15 protein-coding genes are annotated in these 17,157 nt (G+C 72.7%); 9 read left to right on the top strand and 6 right to left on the bottom strand.

Annotated elements, in window-relative coordinates; all coding sequences use genetic code 11:
* Nucleotides 1-26: 26 nt before the first annotated feature.
* A complete protein-coding gene (locus tag ABTZ91_RS22410; protein WP_352078970.1) occupies nt 27-590 on the bottom strand; it encodes a GNAT family N-acetyltransferase in 564 nt (187 codons plus the stop codon).
* A 166-nt stretch (nt 591-756) separates the two neighbouring features.
* Here ABTZ91_RS22410 and ABTZ91_RS22405 point away from each other — a divergent pair, with 166 nt between their 5' ends.
* Nucleotides 757-2,337, top strand: coding sequence for a right-handed parallel beta-helix repeat-containing protein (locus ABTZ91_RS22405; protein ID WP_352078969.1), 1,581 nt, complete (start codon nt 757-759; stop codon nt 2,335-2,337).
* A gap of 112 nt (nt 2,338-2,449) precedes the next feature.
* Here ABTZ91_RS22405 and ABTZ91_RS22400 read toward each other — a convergent pair whose 3' ends face one another.
* Together ABTZ91_RS22400 and ABTZ91_RS22395 are read right to left on the bottom strand one after the other, a co-directional pair.
* Nucleotides 2,450-3,490, bottom strand: a complete 1,041-nt coding sequence (locus ABTZ91_RS22400; RefSeq protein ID WP_352078968.1) for a vWA domain-containing protein — start codon at nt 3,488-3,490, stop codon at nt 2,450-2,452.
* Between the two features lie 107 nt (nt 3,491-3,597).
* Nucleotides 3,598-4,281 (bottom strand): response regulator transcription factor, encoded by a 684-nt coding sequence (locus tag ABTZ91_RS22395; RefSeq protein ID WP_352078967.1) that lies wholly within the window; start codon nt 4,279-4,281, stop codon nt 3,598-3,600.
* Between the two features lie 348 nt (nt 4,282-4,629).
* Between ABTZ91_RS22395 and ABTZ91_RS22390 the strand changes: the two genes are divergently transcribed.
* From ABTZ91_RS22390 to ABTZ91_RS22365, 6 genes are all read left to right on the top strand, one after another.
* Nucleotides 4,630-5,568 carry an ATP-binding cassette domain-containing protein gene (locus ABTZ91_RS22390; RefSeq protein WP_352078966.1) on the top strand — a complete coding sequence of 313 codons (939 nt, stop codon included), beginning with the start codon at nt 4,630-4,632 and terminating at the stop codon, nt 5,566-5,568.
* Nucleotides 5,565-6,413, top strand: a complete 849-nt coding sequence (locus tag ABTZ91_RS22385; protein ID WP_352078965.1) for an ABC transporter permease — start codon at nt 5,565-5,567, stop codon at nt 6,411-6,413. The genes ABTZ91_RS22390 and ABTZ91_RS22385 overlap by 4 nt, the downstream gene beginning before the upstream one ends.
* 222 nt (nt 6,414-6,635) lie before the next feature.
* Complete coding sequence (locus tag ABTZ91_RS22380; RefSeq protein ID WP_352078964.1) at nt 6,636-8,330, top strand: histidine kinase; 1,695 nt, start codon at nt 6,636-6,638, stop codon at nt 8,328-8,330.
* Between the two features lie 191 nt (nt 8,331-8,521).
* Complete coding sequence (locus ABTZ91_RS22375) at nt 8,522-9,271, top strand: polysaccharide deacetylase family protein (RefSeq protein ID WP_352078963.1); 750 nt, start codon at nt 8,522-8,524, stop codon at nt 9,269-9,271.
* A 26-nt stretch (nt 9,272-9,297) separates the two neighbouring features.
* Nucleotides 9,298-9,936, top strand: coding sequence for an HAD family phosphatase (locus ABTZ91_RS22370; protein WP_352078962.1), 639 nt, complete (start codon nt 9,298-9,300; stop codon nt 9,934-9,936).
* 141 nt (nt 9,937-10,077) lie between these two features.
* Nucleotides 10,078-10,497 (top strand): DUF3592 domain-containing protein, encoded by a 420-nt coding sequence (locus ABTZ91_RS22365; RefSeq protein ID WP_352078961.1) that lies wholly within the window; start codon nt 10,078-10,080, stop codon nt 10,495-10,497.
* 733 nt (nt 10,498-11,230) lie between these two features.
* On the opposite strand, the gene ABTZ91_RS22360 is transcribed toward ABTZ91_RS22365, so the two are convergent.
* The gene (locus ABTZ91_RS22360; protein ID WP_352078960.1) at nt 11,231-11,980 is read right to left on the bottom strand and encodes a DUF4241 domain-containing protein; all 750 of its coding nucleotides are present in this window, start codon (nt 11,978-11,980) and stop codon (nt 11,231-11,233) included.
* 90 nt (nt 11,981-12,070) lie between these two features.
* Nucleotides 12,071-12,418 (bottom strand): hypothetical protein, encoded by a 348-nt coding sequence (locus ABTZ91_RS22355; RefSeq protein WP_352078959.1) that lies wholly within the window; start codon nt 12,416-12,418, stop codon nt 12,071-12,073.
* 247 nt (nt 12,419-12,665) lie between these two features.
* On the opposite strand from ABTZ91_RS22355, the gene ABTZ91_RS22350 reads away from it, so the two are divergent.
* Nucleotides 12,666-13,151 (top strand): DUF2243 domain-containing protein, encoded by a 486-nt coding sequence (locus ABTZ91_RS22350; protein ID WP_352078958.1) that lies wholly within the window; start codon nt 12,666-12,668, stop codon nt 13,149-13,151.
* Nucleotides 13,148-15,613, top strand: coding sequence for a M20/M25/M40 family metallo-hydrolase (locus tag ABTZ91_RS22345; protein ID WP_352078957.1), 2,466 nt, complete (start codon nt 13,148-13,150; stop codon nt 15,611-15,613). The genes ABTZ91_RS22350 and ABTZ91_RS22345 overlap by 4 nt, the downstream gene beginning before the upstream one ends.
* Here ABTZ91_RS22345 and ABTZ91_RS22340 read toward each other — a convergent pair.
* Nucleotides 15,571-17,127, bottom strand: coding sequence for a peptide ligase PGM1-related protein (locus ABTZ91_RS22340; protein WP_352078956.1), 1,557 nt, complete (start codon nt 17,125-17,127; stop codon nt 15,571-15,573). The two genes, ABTZ91_RS22345 and ABTZ91_RS22340, sit on opposite strands and share 43 nt — an antisense overlap.
* Between the last annotated feature and the right edge of the window lie 30 nt (nt 17,128-17,157).

Here is a 17,157-nt window from a genome sequence, read left to right as displayed (position 1 = left end):
GCCCCTGCGCCCCTGTGCGGCTGCGGTCAGCGCAGGTCGAGGAGCATCACGTCGTGGAGGTCCGTGGCCGTTCCCCAGGGCCGCGCCTCGCCGACCTTGCGGTATCCCCAAGCCCGGTAGGCAGCCCACGCCGCCTCCGCGGCCGGGTTGACGTTCAACAGCACCCTCTCGGCCGTGACGCCGGTGAGCAGGGTCTCGTGCAGCCGCCGCGCGACGCCCTGCCCGCGCCACGGTCCCCGTACGGCCAGCTCCATCAGACCGAAGGTGCGGCGGCCGTCCTCCCGTCGCATCTCGTCGGGTACGGGCTCGGTCAGTTCGTCCCACCAGCCCGTGTCGGGGGCGAGCGGGAAGCCGTACGCCATGCCGACCGGATCGCCGTCCTCGGTACGGGCCAGGGCCGCGCGGAAGCCGTCCCTGCGCGTCTGGGCCGGGAACCGGCGGAAGGCGGCGGCCACGTCCTCCTCGGTCTCGTGGTACGGAGGCTCGCCGAACGCTTCGGCGTAGATCAGCCGGAACGCGTCCCGGGCCCCCGCCGCGGCCGATCCGTCCATGCGTTCCAGCACGATGGCCCGCTGCCCCTGCCGCGTCATGTGATGCCCCCTCAGATGGTCCCCCCCGATCCTAACCGGCAGCGGGGTACGGCGACTTCGACCTACCTTCTGATCGAAATTCGATCAATCGATAATGATGCGTTGACTCGATCACCGGCCGGGTCTAGCTTCTGGCGACACCGAACCGCCAGAAGGGTGTGACGCCATGACGTTCGGAGCACTCAGGGGACGGCGGGCGGCCGGGCGCCGCCTCGCCGCTGCCGTCCTCGCTCTCACCGGCACCACCGCGCTCGCCTTCACGAGCGTGCCCACCGCCACCGCCACCGCCACCGGCACGACCACGACCACGGCCACCGGCGCCGTCGCCGGCGTCTCCGCCCCGGCCGCCGCGAGCACCACCTATGTGGACTGCTCCAGGCCGACCGCCGGTGACGGCAGCCAGACCTCGCCGTTCAACAGCATCGGCCAGGCCAACGCCCGGACCTACGCGCCGGGTGACACGCTCGCCTTCGCGTCCGGCACCACCTGCACCGGCACGCTCGCCCCCAAGGGCAGCGGCACCGCCTCGGCCCCCATCACCCTCACCTCCTACGGCACCGGCGCCCTCCCCGTGATCGACGGCAACGGCGCCGCCGACGCCGTGCTGCTGAGCAACCAGGACCACTGGCGGGTCGGCAACCTCAAGCTGACCAACCCGGCCGCCACCCTCGCCCGCCGCACGGGCCTGAGGATCACCGCCACCGACGGAAGGGCCCACCGGGGGTTCGACATCGGCCATCTCGTCATCGACCGGGTCGCCGGGCAGACCGACAAGACCAGCCCCACCACGGAGGACTTCGTCCAGTCCGCCGGCATCGTCACGGGAGCCAGCGGCACCAACTCGACGCTCCACGACGTCCACGTCCACCACAACCAGATCAGCAACACGGGCGGCGGCGGCCTCAAGATCCGCGTCGGAGCCATGGCGGTCAAGGGCTCCGGGGTGCTGATCGAACACAACATCATCAAGGACGTCGGCGGCGACGGCATCATCGCCAGCTACGCCGACGCGCCGATGATCCAGTACAACAACGCCTCCGGAGTGGGCAACGGCGTCTATCCCTTCTCCGGCGGCAACTTCGCCGGCATATGGGTGCTCGGCGACCACAATCCGACCATCCAGAAGAACGCCGTGTACGGCATCACCCGGATGTCCGTGGCCGACAGCCAGGCCTTCGACTGCGACTGGGGCAACACCGGCACCTGCACCATCCAGTACAACTTCAGCCGCGACAACATCGGCGGCTTCTTCCTCGACTGTGACGGCTGCGGCACCATCGGCGGCGCCAAGCAGATCATCCGCTTCAACATCTCCGAGAACGACTGCCGCATGAGCAGCGTCAGCGCGGGCCGGTCCGCGCTGCACATGTACAACAACGTCTTCTACTGCACCGACCGGAAACTCGACATCACCCTCCCCGACGAGAGCGTCGTGGAGAACAACATCTGGGTCGGCACCAGCGACTCCCGGCTGCCCACCGCCCCCGGTGTCCAGTGGCTGTGGAACGTCTTCCAGGGCGTCCCCCGGCCGACCGCCAACGGCATCACCGGCGACCCCCGCTTCGTGAACCCCGGCACCGGCGGCGACTCCCTCGACTCCGCCGACGGCTACAAGCTGCGCTCCACCTCACCAGCCCTGAACAACGGCTCCGTGATCAGCGGCAACGGAGGCCGCGACTACTGGGCGAACCCGGTCTCCGCGACGACCAAGCCCCACCGCGGCGCGTACAACGGCCCGGGACTGTAGACACCGGAGGCAGCGTCACAAGGAGGCACGAGGAGCACAAGGAGCCACAAGACGGATGGGCCGGCCGGCGCCGGCCGGCCCCACCGGCCCGGATCCGTGAAGCGTCAGTGCGTCAGTGCATCAGCAGGAGCCGGGTCTGCGGCACGAGCTTCCGGTTCACGCTGGTGCTCTGCACGAAAATGGTGAAGTCGTCGTTGTGGTCGGGCTTGACGCGCGCCTCGACGTCCGGCAGCCCGAGCAGGGCCCGGGCCTCGGGCCCCGTGTAGACCAGGTCGGTCTTCTTCTCCACCACCGCGATCCGCTTCTTCGCCTGGATCTTCTCCGGCTTGCTCAGCTGGTAGAACGCACCACCCGTCCGGTACGTGTGCCCGCACTCGACGACCCAGTCCCGGATCCCCGCCTCGCGGGTCACCGCTATCAACTCATAGGCCGACCGCTCCACCGGAGTGAGACCGGCCGCCGCGATCGTCTCCTTGTTGACGGCGTCGGCCCCCGTCGAGAACACCGCCCGCGAACCACGGATGCCCTGGGCGCGGCCCACCATGAACTTCTCCGTGGCCTCCTGGATGACCTGCCCGGCCTCCTCGAGCCCGTGCGTGCTCGTGGCGTCCCAGATGGCGATGTTGTCCTTCGGGAAACCGCAGTTCATGGCCTCGCGCTTGCCCATCTGGTCCGGCACGAGGACGGCCAGCGTCCAGTTGTCCTGCTGGGACTCGATCATCTCGGCCACGGCCTGGACCAGTTCCCGCGGATCCCTGGCAGGGGCGTCCGCGCAGCGGTGACTCGCGTTCTCCTGACCGTCGGTCAGGACGAAGGTGAGGAAGCTGTGGTCCCCGTACAGCTGGGCCGTCTGCGCCAGCTCCCGCTGCGACTTCAGCGCGGCCGCCAGCAGGGCCGTCATGCCACCGACCCGGTACAGCTGCTTCAGGGACGGCATCCGCAGCACGTCCTTGTCGTAGATGACGCACTCCACCTTGTCGGCGAAGACGTACACCGTGACCCGCGTCTCCTGGTCCAGCTCCCTCGAACGCCGCGCGAGATACGCGATCTGCTGGTCGGCGACCTCGACGACCTTCCGGCTCAGGTGCGACATGGACGAACTGGCGTCCAGGACGAGAGCGACATGGTTGATGTAGTTCTGATTTCCGGACATGGCAGCAGCTCCCCCTCGTGTTCCGGCTTGACGTTCCTACCGTCTCACCCACCACTGACAATCGGCCTCGGCTCGTGGAGGAGGGGGAGCGAAGGACGCCGGGCGGCTCACCCCTGGCCGCGGGGAGGGATCAGACCGGCCTCGTGCGCGGCGATGGCCGCCTCCACGCGGTTGCGGGCGCCCAGCTTGGTGAGCACGGCGCTGACATGCGCCTTGACCGTCCCCTCCACCAGGTGCAGCCGGTGCCCGATCTCCGCGTTGGACAGCCCGGCACCGAGCGCGGCGAGCACGTCGCGCTCCCGCTCCGTCAGCCGCTCCAGCGGGCGACGGGGGTGCGCCGAGCGGTGGGCGCGCATGCCGGCGACGACCCGTCCGGCGACCCTGGGGGAGAGGTAGGCACCGCCGGCCGCGACCGCCCGCACCCCGTTGAGGAGTTCCCTCGGATCGTCCGCCTTCAGCAGGAAGCCGTCCGCGCCTTCCTCCAGCGCCCGGGTGATGTACTCGTCCTGCCCGAAGGTCGTCAGCATGATCACACCGACCGCGGTCAGTTCCCGGTGGAACCGTGCCACCGCGGCCAGCCCGTCGAGGCCGGGCATCTGGATGTCCAGCAGGACCACGTCCGGCCGGTGCCGCCGGGCGAGGGCGAGGGCCTCGTGTCCGTCGCCCGCCTCCGCGACGACGTCGACCTGCGGGTCCCGCGCGAGGATGGCGCGCACCCCGGCCCGGACCATCGCCTCGTCGTCGGCGACCAGGACGCGGACCGGCCGGCTGCCGGGTGTCGTCTCTTCCACACGACGAGCCTACGGTCGGTTCGCCGCCGTGGGGGCCGTGAGCCCGGCATCTCCGCCCACGGTCGCGGCGCACCCCTGACGAAAGGCAGGGCGTCGCTTCCCTTCGACCCATGGGCGCCGGCCGCGCCCGCTCGTAGCGTCGCTGACGTACGGGAAACACGGCGGCCAGCCGAGTGCGGTGCAGGCGGTGCAGGCGGTGTACGCGATGTACGCGATGTACGCGGTGCTCGCCGTGTACGCGGTGTGCCCTGCACGCGCTGCGTGCCATGCGCCGGCGCCGCCTTTCGTACCCCTGTGCTCCGCGTCCCGTACGCCGAGCTTCGCGACCGACGACGAAGGAAGACTTCCGTGATCAGCATCCGAGGACTGACGAAACGCTACGGCGACACGATCGCCGTGGACGATCTGACCTTCGACATCCGGGCGGGACGCGTGACCGGCTTCCTCGGCCCGAACGGAGCCGGGAAGTCCACCACCATGCGGATGATCCTCGGCCTCGACCGTCCGACCCGCGGCCGGGCCCTGATCGCCGGCCGGCCCTACGCGGATCTGCGCCGGCCGCTGGGGGCGGTCGGGGCGATGCTGGACGCCCGGGCCGTCCACCCGGCGCGTTCCGGCCGTGCCCATCTGGTCGCGCAGGCACGGGCCAACGGGATTCCGGTACGCCGGGTGGACGAGGTGCTGGAGCTGGTGGGCCTCGCCAAGGCGGCCCGCCGGCCGGCCGGAACGTACTCGCTGGGCATGAGCGGGCGCCTCGGGGTGGCCGGCGCGCTGCTCGGTGACCCGCCCGTGCTGATCCTGGACGAGCCCGTCAACGGCCTCGACCCGGACGGTGTGCGGTGGATCCGCCGCCTCGTACGCGACCAGGCGGCCGAGGGGCGCACGGTGTTCCTCTCCAGTCATCTCATGAGCGAGATGCAGCTGACCGCCGACCACCTCGTCGTCATCGGGCGCGGGCGGCTGCTGAGCGACACCACCATGGAGGAGTTCCTGGCCACGGCCTCGCCCGCGTCGGCGCGGGCGCGGGTGCCCGACCCGGTGCAACGGGCGGCGCTCGTGCGGGCCCTGATGGACACCGACGGCGTGAGCGTCGAGACCTCGGCGGACGGCGAACTCACCGTCGAGGGACGTACGGCCGCCGAGGTGGGGGACCTGGCCCACCACAGCGGTGTACGGCTGCACGGCCTGAGCGACGTCCGGGTGTCGCTGGAGCAGGCGTACCTGGACCTGACCGCGCGGAGCGTCGAGTACACGACGGGCGGCAGCACGGAAGGAGACCGGCAGTGACCCCGAACGCGACCACCAGGGACGGGGGCGCGCCTGCGCAGACGCCCGGCGGAGCGCTCGCGCCGCCAAGGACCGGGCCCGGCACGCGACTTCCGCGCGCCTCCGGCGGTCTCGTCGGCGCCGTCGCCGCCGAGTGGACCAAACTGTGGTCGGTCCGATCCGCCTCCCTGTGTCTCCTGGCCGGCCTCGTGATCACCGGCGTGTTCACCTTCTACTACGCCTCGATCGCCCGCATCAACGACCATCCGGTCCAGCCCGTCGGGAACGCGGCGGCCACCTCCGCCGTCGTCTCCCAGTTCGTCGTCGTGATCATGGCGACGGTGGCGGTGACGTCCGAGTACACGACGGGGACGGTACGGCCGTCGTTGTTGTGGGTGCCGCGGCGCCACCGGGTCCAGGCGGCGAAGGCGCTGGTGACGGCCGCGGTCGCGTTCCTCGGCGGCACGGGGTACGCCGTGGTCGGCTCGGCCGTGGCCTGGGGAGCCTTCGACGGACGGGCCGCCTTCGACGCCGGTACGGCTCTCGGACAGGCCCTCGCCTTCGGCCTGTACCAGGCGCTGGTCGCCGTGCTCACCGTCGGCGTGGCCTTCGCCACCCGCCACCCGGCCGGCGCGCTGTCGATCCTCACCACGCTTCTGTGGGCGCTGCCGAGCGTGCTCCTCGGGCTCGGCAGCGAGACCCTCGCGACCGTCAACGACGCCCTGCCGTACGCGGCGGGAGACCACTTTATGCGCGTCGGCGCCGATGCGCCGTACTCGTCGGCGTCCTCGGTCCTGATCGTGGCCGCGTGGGCAGCGGCGGCGCATGCGGCGGGCCTGTACGTGCTGCGGCGCAGGGACGCCTGACGTTCCGTCGGCTCGGCAGGGACCGGGCGGGCCCGGTCGGGTCCCCGCCGGGCCGAGGAGAGAGAGCCCACCGCGTCGTCGGGCGTTCGCACACGTCGCACAGAATCGACCCGAGCACGCGACGAGTCGAGTCGAGACGTGACTACACGACACGACATGACACGACACGACACGACACGACGCGACGACGACGCGACACCGAAGCGAAGGACCGGACCCACCATGCGGCAGCACCCACGGACACCCCCGATCAGGCACCTGCTCGTCGACGCGGGGCTGTGGGTGGTGCTGGCGGCGGCCACCGCGTACGGGTTCAGGGAGGCGACCGCGCCGTCGCCGGTCGTGGACCTGGCGCTGCCACTGCTGGTCCTGGCGGTGGCCGTGCCGCTGTCCCGCAGCCGTCCGGAGACCGCCGTGCTGCTCGTCAACGGGCTGTGCGCACTGGGCCTCGCGGACTCCCTGACACCCGCCCATGCCCAGGTGGTCTCGCTCGCCGCGCTGAGCTGCCTGCTGGGCGTCCGGGTCGCCGCGGCGCGCGGACCGCTGCTGACGCTCGCGGCCTGCGTGGCCGTCGACGTCGTGGTGTGCGCGGTGCTGCGGGTGCAGCCCGTGTGGTGGTTCTACGCCCTGAGCGTGCTGCCCGCCGCCCTGGTGGTGCCATGGCTGGCCGGACGGCACTGGCGCGGCCGGCGGGAACTCGTACGGGAAGGGTGGCGGCTGGCCCGGAGCCTGGAGGAGCGCCAGCACCTCGTAGCGGAGCGCGCCAGACTGACCGAACGCGCCGACATCGCAGCCGACATGCACGACTCCCTCGGCCATGTGCTCAGCCTGGTCGCCCTGCGGGCCGGTGCTCTGGAGCTTTCGCCCGATCTCACCGATCGCGACCGCGCCGACCTCGCCGAGCTCCGCGCGACCGTCGCCGACGCCGTCGAGCAACTGCGGGAGACCGTCGCGGTCCTGCACGACCCACGGGAGCCGGAATCGGAACCGAACTCGGGGACGGAACCGGGGCCGGGGACGGGCTCCGGCGCGGCGGCGGACGCCGCTGCGGGTGTGGGCGGTCTACCGGTGAAGGACACGGTCGAAGACCTGCTCGGCCGGGCTGTCGCCTCCGGCGTGCCGGTGCGGTGGGAACGGCGCGGCACGGTGCCCGAGCTGTCCCCTCTGGTGGAACGCGGCATGTACCGGGTCGTGCAGGAAGCCCTCACCAACGCCGTGAAGCACGCCCCCGGCGGCGCGGTCCGGGTGACGATCGCCCACGAGGCCGACCGCACCCGTGTGACCGTCGACAACGCGGCACCCCCGGCCGACGCCGGGCGGCGGCCCGGCCCGGCGGAGGGCGCCGGCCGCCGCGGACTCACCGGACTCCGCGAGCGGATGCACGTGCTCGGCGGCTCCTTGTGGACCGGTCCGCACGGGGCCGGCTTCCGCGTGAGCGCCGTCCTTCCTCACCACACCCCGGCCCGCCTCGGGACACGGCCGCCGGCCGCCGCCGGCTCGGGCAGCGACAGAGGACTCAGCGCCACCCCGGAGTCCACCGAACGCCTCGCCGCGGTACGCCGCACCGCGCGCCGTCGCTCCGTCGTCGCGTTCGCGGCACCGCTCACGGCGGCGGCGTTCTTCGTGCCGGCCGCCGCCCACCTGGCCTGGCAGCTGACGACCGGTGTGCTGCCGCCGTCCCGGTTCGAGCAGCTCGAACCGGGACGCCCGCGCGCCGCCCTCGCCGACCGGCTCCCGGACCGCTCCTTCCCGTACCCCCCTGACCACGTCCGCTCCGCGCCCAGGCCGCCGACGGCGACACACTGCGCGTTCTACCGCTCCGGCCGAGACCTCTTCGGCCAGGTCGACTTCTACCGGCTCTGCTGGTCCGACGACCTCCTGGTCAGCAAGGACACCCTGGCGGCCGACCCACGGTGAGAGGCCCGGCGGCCTGCTGTCCGCGTCCCGGGCACGACCCCGACGGGCACGGGCCTCTGGCGTTGCCGGCGTGTGCTCAAGCCCTCGGCCCGGCCGGCCGATGGCTGGATGTGCTCTCACTTTCTGCGACCAGGGGCCGTCGCCCCCTCCTCCGGCGCCTGCTGGGGACCGCTGCCGGACTGTCCGCCGCCGTGCTGTGGACCTGCGCGCACGGGCCGGCGGCCCGGCCGGCGCAAGCCGCGACGCCGTACCCGCCGACGGCGGCGAGCGCCGACGGCAAGGAGCGGCCGCCGGGCCTGCGTGCGTTGTTCGGCTCGGAGAACCGGGTGATCCGTACGCGCGAGCGGGTGGTCGCCCTGACGTTCAACGCGGCCTGGAACGACGCCGGCCTGGACAGCATCCTCGGCGAGCTCGCCCGCCGTCGCGCGCCCGCGACGTTCTTCCTGACCGGCGACTTCGCCGACCGCTGCCCCGTGGTGGTGAGGAGGATCGCGGCAGCAGGCCACGGACTGGGCAACCACTCCTTCAGCCACCCCTCCTTCAAGGACCTGACCGAGGCCGGACGACAGCACGAGGTGACGGCGACGGACCGGGCCCTCCGCCGGGCCGGGGCGGGCCGCGCGCTGACGCCGTTCTTCCGGTTCCCCTACAGCGAGACCAGCCCCGCCCACATCAGGGAGGTCAACGCCCTCGGATTCGCGACCATCGAGTTCACCACCGACACCAACGGATGGAAGGGAACAGAAGGCGGCATGACGGTGGACCGCGCAGTGGGCCGGGCCGTGGACGCCCTGCGCCCGGGAGCCGTCCTGCAGATGCACGTCGGTGCGTCCCAGGGCCGCACGGAGGTGATCGACGCCCAGGCCCTGCCCCGCATCCTCGACGCGTTCACCGCCCGCGGCTACCGCGTGATCGACCTGCGTACCCTCCTTGCAGCCTGAATGCACGACGAAGAGGGGGAGTTCACATGACCACGGCCTGCGTCATTCTCGACATCGGCGGCGTGCTGGAGATCACGCCGGACACCGGGTGGGTACGACGGTGGGAACAGCGGCTGGAACTGCCCCCGGGCACGATCCCCGCGCGCATGGACGACGTGTGGCGGGCCGGCGGCGTCGGGACCATCAGCGAACGAGAGGTGCACGAACAGGTGGCGGCCCGCCTCGGTCTCGCCCCCCGCCAGGTCGACGCCTTCATGGCGGATCTCTGGGCGGAGTACCTGGGGACGCCGAACGAGGAGCTCATCGACCACGTGCGAGGACTGCGCGGCACCTGCAGGCTCGGCATCCTCAGCAACAGCTTCGTGGGCGCCCGGGAGAAGGAGACGACGCGGTATCACTTCGACGAACTGGTTGAGCAGATCGTCTACTCGCACGAGATCGGCGTCGAGAAACCCGACCCCCGCGCGTTCCAGGCCGCCTGCACCAGCTTGGACGTACGACCGGAGGACTGCCTCTTCATCGACGACGCCGCGGTCAATGTCGAGGCCGCCCGGACGGCGGGCATGCAGGCCCATCTGTTCGAGGACAACGCCCGCACCATCGCCCGTATCGCAGCCCACTTGGGCGCACGTCCCCTGGTCTCGGGGTCGCTTCCGCGCAGCTGACGTCGGAGACGCTCCGGGGCGCGCCCCCTGCCTCCGATGTCCGCGCCTGCCTGAGATAGCGCCCCTCCCCGGACGATCGAGAGGGATGCCGTGCGGGTTGAGGTGCGGGGGCGGCGGGCCCGTCGGTGGGTCGCCTTCGGGTTGATCGCGTTCGGAGCGCTGTTCTCGATCATCGGGACGGTCCTGGCGGGGATCTCGGTCTCCTACGTGGCGAACGGCGAGCGCGCCTCGGGCACGGTCGTGGCCCTCGAATGGCAGGGCGGCCACGCCGGCGGCTCCCGCAAGACCCGGTCGGGGAACGAGCCGGTGGCGCACCCGGTGGTCGAGTTCACCCCGGCCGGCGGCACACCGACGAGGTTCCGCGAGTTCACGGGCTCCAACCCGCCGGCGTACGAGGTGGGCGAACGGGTCGAGGTGCGCTACCGCGCGGATTCCCCCGAGGACGCCCGGATCGAGGGGTTCGCCACGATGTGGCTGCTGCCGCTGGTCTTCGGCGGCATCGGGCTGCTGATCGTGGGCGTCGGCACGGGCATCGCCCTGTTCGGCCGCGGACGGCCGTAAAGCACGGTGTCGGTACGAGGGCCGACAAGGCCGGACGGCGTCGACCAGCGCGTGCGGCTGGTGCCTCGGCGGCACTGCCCGGCGCGGAGGGGCGAGGCGTCCGGCAACCCCCCGGCATTCGGCCGGACCCTCACGCCTGGCTTGACCTGCGCCTCAGCTGCCGCACAGCGAGGGTTCCGCCCGCCACCGCGGCACCGACTGCCAGGGAGACGCCGAGGACCGTGCTCAGCTCCGAGGGGCCGGACGTTCCGCCGATTCCGGCCTCAGTGCCGCGACTCGGCAGGAGAGGGGTAGCCGGCCGAAGGGGTGTGGCACTCGGGTTCACCGGCTGGACGGCGTCAGCGCTCGGGGTGAGAGGCCGCGCGGGCTCCGTGCTCGTGCGCCTGGGCAGTGCTTCGCAGGCGATGCCGTCATCGGGTCCCTGGTCCTCGTCGAGGCGGTGAGGGTCGCTCATGTCTCGGTTGAACTCCGCCTGGGCGTCTTCCTGGAATTCAAAGTCGCGACAGTTGAGATCCTGAGCGTGGGCGACACCGGACAGGGGGGCCATGAAGGCGGCGGCCAGAACTATGCCGGCGACCACAGAGCGACCACTCATCAGAGAACCTCCGAAGTGCTCGACAACATCACCCGCCACGCTACGAGGGCCTTCCGGCCGAGGCCTGTGGCACTGGTCCGAACGGGTGCGTTGCGGCGTCTCGCTCGAGTCCTTCACCGACCAAGGGCAGGCCGGCCGTCAGGCTTTGGCGCCGGCCATGCCGCTGGTGACGACGATCGAGGCCACCGCGCCGGTCGCCGTGCGGCCCAACCAGACCACGCCGCCCGACTCGGCCGTGAACGTCACCAGATCGGCTCGCCGTGACTCGTCGCGTACCCGCTCGTATCCGTGGGACAGCCGCTCGGTGTCACGCGGCACCGGCTCGCCGTCGACGTACGTACGGAACGGCGCGGACAAGGTCGTCCACGCACCGGCGTCGGCGAAGCAGCCGACATTGGCGTCCGAGCCGAATCGGGGCTTCTCGCCGGCCGGCAGCCGGTCGACGTCCTCGCCGACGCCCAGGGCCATCTCCCACCCGACGACAGGGGCATCGCTGACGCACAGGCGCGTCGCGGCGCACGCGACGCCGTCGAAGTGCTCGCCGAAGAACTCGTACGGGCCCGCCGTCCAGGCGAGCTCCACTCGGTGGACGCCCGGGGGAATCCTCACCGCCAACTCCCTCGGCGGCCTCGTCGGCAGCCCCTTCTCGTACCTCCAGGCATCGTCGTCGTCCCACGGCGCATCCACGACGAGCCGGCCGCTGGGTACGCGCAGGGTGGTCAGCTCCTCGACGCCGGTCACGACGACGGGCGTTGTCGGATCGTCGTACACCGTCCCCAGATGAGCGCCGGGCGTGAAAGCCGTCTCCAGGTACCAGACGGCTTCAGGCCCCGCTGCCAGTCGAGCGTCCCCCACCCACTCCATGTCCCTCTCCACGTCCCGCCCCATGTCCCCGCCTCCTCGCCGCCCGGGCGGACGGCCTGATGAAACCGTACGGCGGCCCACTGACATCCAGGAGGAGGACGGACGACCGCCCGCTCACGGCCTGGCGCGGAGCCAAGCGGTGAGCCACAGCGCCTGGAAGGCGGCGTCGAGGAGGTAGATCCGCCGGATGCGGCCAGGGACGGCGTAGGAGACGTCCACGACGAGCAGGGTGGCGGCCGTGCCGATGCCGAGCCGGCGTGCGAGCGCGTCGCCCGCATCCGTTCCGGCTCCCCGAGTCTGCGCCCAGCCGATGACGACGAGCAGCCCGGACACGGTCTGCAGCAGCCAGACGTCGGCCTTCGGCCCCGTGATCGCCTCGAAGCTGCGCCGGTTGACCAGGGGCCAGACCCCACTGAGAACGTGGAAGCCACCCTGTGCTCGGGCGAGGCGAGCGGGAGTCATCTGCATGCAGGGCGAGTGCCCGTACCGGCTGCGCTCATGCGGACGCCGCTCATGCGGACCGTGCTCATGCAGCCACCGCTCATCCACCGCTCATACGGACCGGTCCCGGTCCCCCCTCCGCTCCCAGCAGCAGCACCCCCTATTCGGGTGGGAAACGGCCCTGTGGAGCGGCTTTCCCCCGACGGCAAGCGGCGGAGGGGTATCCCCCTCACCAGGACACGACACCGCGCGAGCAGGAGGTTGACGGGTGAAACCCGATGCGAGGAAGGCGGCCGGCCCCGGCGGTGAAGGCCGCCGGTCGGCCGCCGTCGGCGCGCTGATCGGCGCGGCCGTCATGGCGGCCCTCGACGAGATCGTCTTCCACCAGATCCTCGGCTGGCACCACTTCTACGACCGCTCCACCCCGGCGGTCGGGCTCCTCTCCGACGGCCTGCTCCACTCGGCGGAGCTCCTCGGCTCGGTCGCGGGCTTCTTCCTGTTCGCTGACCTGCGCCGGCGTGGCGCGCTCTCCGCCGGCCACGCGTGGGCCGGGTTCCTCATCGGTGCGGGAACGTTCCAGCTCTTCGACGGCATCGTGGACCACAAGCTGCTGCGCGTGCACCAGATCCGCTACGGAGTGGAGATCGCCCCGTACGACTGGACATGGAACATCTCCGGGGCGGCCGTGCTCCTGACCGGCTGCGCCCTCGCCGTGCGTACCCGTCAGCGGGCCGCACGGGATGCCAGGACATGACTCCCGACCATGTTCATTCCGGTCCGGCCGCCGTTGCCCTGGGGGCGCTCGTCCCGGCGGCGGCGCTGCTGGCGGTCGCCGGGTACCGGGTGGCCGCCGTCCGGCTCAGGCGCCGTGGTGACGCCTGGCCACGGTGGCGGGACGCCTCCTTCGCCGCAGGTGGTGCGGCGCCGGCCTGGGCCGCGCTGGGGCCCCTGCCCGACGGGGGCTTCACGAGACACATGGCCGTCCACCTGCTCGTCGGCATGACCGCGCCGCTCCTCTTCGTGCTCGCCCGCCCGCTCACGCTGGTCCTGCGGACACTGCCACCCGGCCGGGGGCGCCGTGGACTGCTGGGGGTCGGGCACTCACGTCCCGTCGCCGTACTGCTGTTCCCTCCTGTCGCCGCCCTGCTGGACGTCGGCGGTCTGTGGCTGCTGCACCGCACACCCCTGTTCGCGGCGGCTCAGCACCGGCCCCTCCTCCACATGCTGGTCCAGGCCCACTTCCTGGCCGCCGGCCTGCTCTTCGCCTTCGCCGTCTGCCGGCTCGACCCCGTACGGCACCCAGGCGGCGGCCTCGGGACACACGGCGGCGGCATCGCGGTTCGCGGGGGCACACTGCTCGCGGCCGGGACCGCCCACGCGGTTCTCGCGAAGAGCCTGTACGCCGCCGGCCCACCCGGTGTCGCCTTCACCCCCGCCGACCTGCGGGCGGGAGCACAGCTCATGTACTACGGCGGCGACGCGGCCGAGTTGGCGCTCGCCCTCGTCCTGGCTGTCCAGTGGTACGCCTCCACCGGCCGGGCCTCGGCCCGAAAAAAAACGGCGCCCCACGCCCGGCCCCACGCCCGGCCCGGCGCTCGCCCCCACGCCCGGCCCGGCGCCCGGCCCCTCAGCCCGCCCGGCGCCCGCCCCGACACCCGCCCGACCCCCGGCCTGACGGTCCCCCGCCTGACGACCCCTGGCCTCCCACGGTCCGCGGATGTGGTTCGAACCCGTGAAGCCGGGCATCCGCCGACCATGAACGCCACCGGGTCCGCCACGACGCGGCACGCCCTGACCGAACCCCTGAGCGACCCCTTGACCGACCCCGGGGACGTGCGAGCCCTGGCGGAGTGGGTGGGCATTCCCTCCGTCTCGTCCGACGGGGACCGCGCGGGCGACGTACGGCGGTCCGCCCACTGGCTGGCGGACACCCTGCGCGACATCGGTTTCCCGCGCGCAGAGGTCTGGGAGACGGACGGGCTGCCGGCCGTGTACGGCTGCCTGCCGGCCGCCGATCCCGACGCCCCCGTGCTGCTGGTCTACAGCCACCACGACGTCCATGCCGCCGATCCCGCCGAGTGGCGGGTGACGGCGCCGTTCTCCCCGCTCCGGCGCGACGGACGTCTGTACGGACGGGGGGCGTCGGACGCCAAGGGGCAGATCATGGCGCACCTGTGGGCCGTGCGCGCCCATCTCGCCGACCGCGCGGCCCCGACGGTCACCGTGAAATACCTGATCGAAGGCGAGGAGGAGATCGGCTCCGTCCACATGGCCGACCTGCTCTCCCAGCACGCCGACGAGCTGTCCGCCGATGTGGTCATGGTGTCCGACACCATGCTGTGGTCCCTACGGGAACCGACCGTGTGTGCCACGGTCCGCGGCTCGGTCACCGCCTCTCTCACGGTCCGTGGCGCCGAGCGGGACCTGCACAGCGGTGCCGTGTCCGGCGCCGCTGCCAACGCGGCCCTGGAACTCTGCCGGCTGATCGGCCTGCTCACCGACGACTCCGGCCGGATCACGCTCCCGGGGTTCTACGACGCGGTGACCGGCCCCGGCCCGGAACTGCGCAGGTCACTGGAGTCCCTGCCCTTCGAGCTGCCGGCGTGGCTGGCCGACACCGGCACCTTCCGGGCCGAGGGGGAGGACGGCTTCACCGCACCGGAGCGGCTGTGGACCCGCCCCGCGGTGGAGGTCGCCCGTCTCACGGCGGGCCGCACCGACACGCCGTCCCTGGGCCTCATCCCCGCCGAGGCGGGCGCGGACCTGCTGCTCAGGCTCGTACCCGACCAGCGGGCCGACGAGGTCGCCGACCAGCTGCGCGCCTGGCTGGCCGGCCACCGCCGACCGGGATTCGACTACGACCTGGAGATCTCCTCCACCATCTCGGATCCCTACCGCACGCCGGAGGACCACCCCGCGCTCTCCGCTCTGGGCCGCGCGGTGGGACGCGCGTACGGCTCACCGGCCCGCCTCATCGGCAACGGCGGTGCCGCGCCCGCCGCCCAGCTGGCCCGTGCGTGTGACGCGCCCGTGCTGTTCTTCGGCACCGGCCTTCCCGGCGACGACTGGCACGGCCCGGACGAGCGGGTCGAGATCGAGGCCCTCCGCCTCGGTGTCCGTACGCTCGCCGCTTTTCTGGAGGAACTGCCCGCCGGCCTGCGGGGACGGCCGGCTCAGCGGGCGCGGGCCCAGGAGGACCGCAGGAGCTCCTCGTAACGGGCCACCGCGGCATGGTCGCGGGCGATCACGGCGTACCGCCAGGTCAGACCGTCCGGCGGCGGCCCGGCGTACAGGACGACGCCTTCTCCGCGTGAGACGTCGTAGCCGATCCGGTCGGCGCGCAGCCGCTCCACGGCCTCGTCGAAGGAGAACGCCCCCGGTGCCCGCACCCGCCCCGTCGCCCACGCCGGCTCACCGGCCCCGGGCCCGGCACCTGCCCCGGCCTCCACGCCTGCCCCGGCACCCGCCCCGGCACCCGCCCCGGCCTCCGCGCCTGCCCCGGCACCCGCTCCAGCCCCGGGCCCAGCCCCGGACCCGGCACCCGCCCCAGGCGCGCCACCCGCACCCGCAACCGCCCCCGCACCGGAACCGGCCACCGCGGTGAGGCGGGCCACCATCGCCTGCGGGGTGGTCGTGGCCGTACGCCGTACGTTGCTCTCGCCGGCGAAGACCTCACCGTCGGCCGACACCATCGCGTCGATGCTGAACGGCCCCGCGTACCCGTGGTCCGCCAGGAAGCCGCCCAGCGCACGCCCCCACGACACCAGCGTCGGCCCGACCCCGCCCCCGACCTCATCCCTGCCCCTGCCCCTGCCCTCATCCCTGCCCCTGCCCCCGACCTCATCCCTGCCCCCGTCCGTGCCCCCGACCCCGGCCACGTCGGCCGGCAGCGGCGACAGATAGCCCGTGAAGCAGCCCGCCACGGTGCGCATCTCGCCACTGAACAGCGCCCTCGTCCCGTCCGGGCCGGTCTCCATCTGGACGCTCACCGAGCGGGCGACGTCGATCCGTTCCTCGACGATCCACAGGCCCTCGGGCCCGCCCACCGTGGCGAGATCGGACCCGGTCCACGGCTCTGCCGCCGCCGCGAGGAAGCACAGGCCGTGCCCGCCCGCGGACCGGTCGGGCTTGACCACGACCTGCCCGTGCGAGGCGAGCAGTTCGGCCACGGCGCCCGCCACCTCGGCGCGGCGGCAGACCCGGCCGTCGGGCAGCCGCATGCCGAGTCCGAGGGCCGCCTGCCGGAATCCGGCCTTCGTGTTGAGGAGCCTGGTCGGCTCCAGGGCGGCCTCGGCCTGGTCCGCCGAGGCGTACGGCGCCACGGGAACGCCGAGTCCCCGTGCCAGACCGACCGCCGCGCCGTCGAGGGCCGTCGGGATGACCCCGCTCACGGCACGGCCGCCGAGGACCGCGCGTACCGCCTCGACGGCCGTACGGTGCGGAGTCGGCCGGTCGGCCGCCGCGAACGCCTCCGGCAGGGTCAGGACGCTGACCGAGTCCGAGGGGACGCCGATCAGCGCACAGGAGTACCGGAGGAACGCCGTGTCGACCGGCACCGGTGTCACCAGTACGTCGCCCGCCCGCAGCAGCCAGACCTCTCGCGGGGCCTGTTCCGCCCAGGCGCTCAGCACGTCACGCTCGTCCAGGTCCACCGCGAGGTCGGACACCAGGTTCGCGTAGAGGACCCGGGAACCGGGCCGCTCAGGGCGGGACTCGAGCGTGCCGTCCACGTCCACCTCCCCGTGCCTCCGTCGCCGTCC

It is taken from the genome of Streptomyces sp. NPDC126499 (assembly GCF_040302485.1).
Taxonomy (GTDB): domain Bacteria; phylum Actinomycetota; class Actinomycetes; order Streptomycetales; family Streptomycetaceae; genus Streptomyces.
This window is presented reverse-complemented; position numbering and strand designations above follow the sequence as displayed.

What these genes read in the sequence shown, in the direction of transcription:
- ABTZ91_RS22410 (WP_352078970.1), bottom strand. Translation starts at nt 590, where the DNA reads ATGACGCGGCAGGGGCAGCGGGCCATCGTGCTGGAACGCATGGACGGA.
- ABTZ91_RS22405 (WP_352078969.1), top strand. Translation starts at nt 757, where the DNA reads ATGACGTTCGGAGCACTCAGGGGACGGCGGGCGGCCGGGCGCCGCCTC.
- ABTZ91_RS22400 (WP_352078968.1), bottom strand. Translation starts at nt 3,490, where the DNA reads ATGTCCGGAAATCAGAACTACATCAACCATGTCGCTCTCGTCCTGGAC.
- ABTZ91_RS22380 (WP_352078964.1), top strand. Translation starts at nt 6,636, where the DNA reads ATGCGGCAGCACCCACGGACACCCCCGATCAGGCACCTGCTCGTCGAC.
- ABTZ91_RS22370 (WP_352078962.1), top strand. Translation starts at nt 9,298, where the DNA reads ATGACCACGGCCTGCGTCATTCTCGACATCGGCGGCGTGCTGGAGATC.
- ABTZ91_RS22360 (WP_352078960.1), bottom strand. Translation starts at nt 11,980, where the DNA reads ATGGGGCGGGACGTGGAGAGGGACATGGAGTGGGTGGGGGACGCTCGA.
- ABTZ91_RS22355 (WP_352078959.1), bottom strand. Translation starts at nt 12,418, where the DNA reads ATGACTCCCGCTCGCCTCGCCCGAGCACAGGGTGGCTTCCACGTTCTC.
- ABTZ91_RS22345 (WP_352078957.1), top strand. Translation starts at nt 13,148, where the DNA reads ATGACTCCCGACCATGTTCATTCCGGTCCGGCCGCCGTTGCCCTGGGG.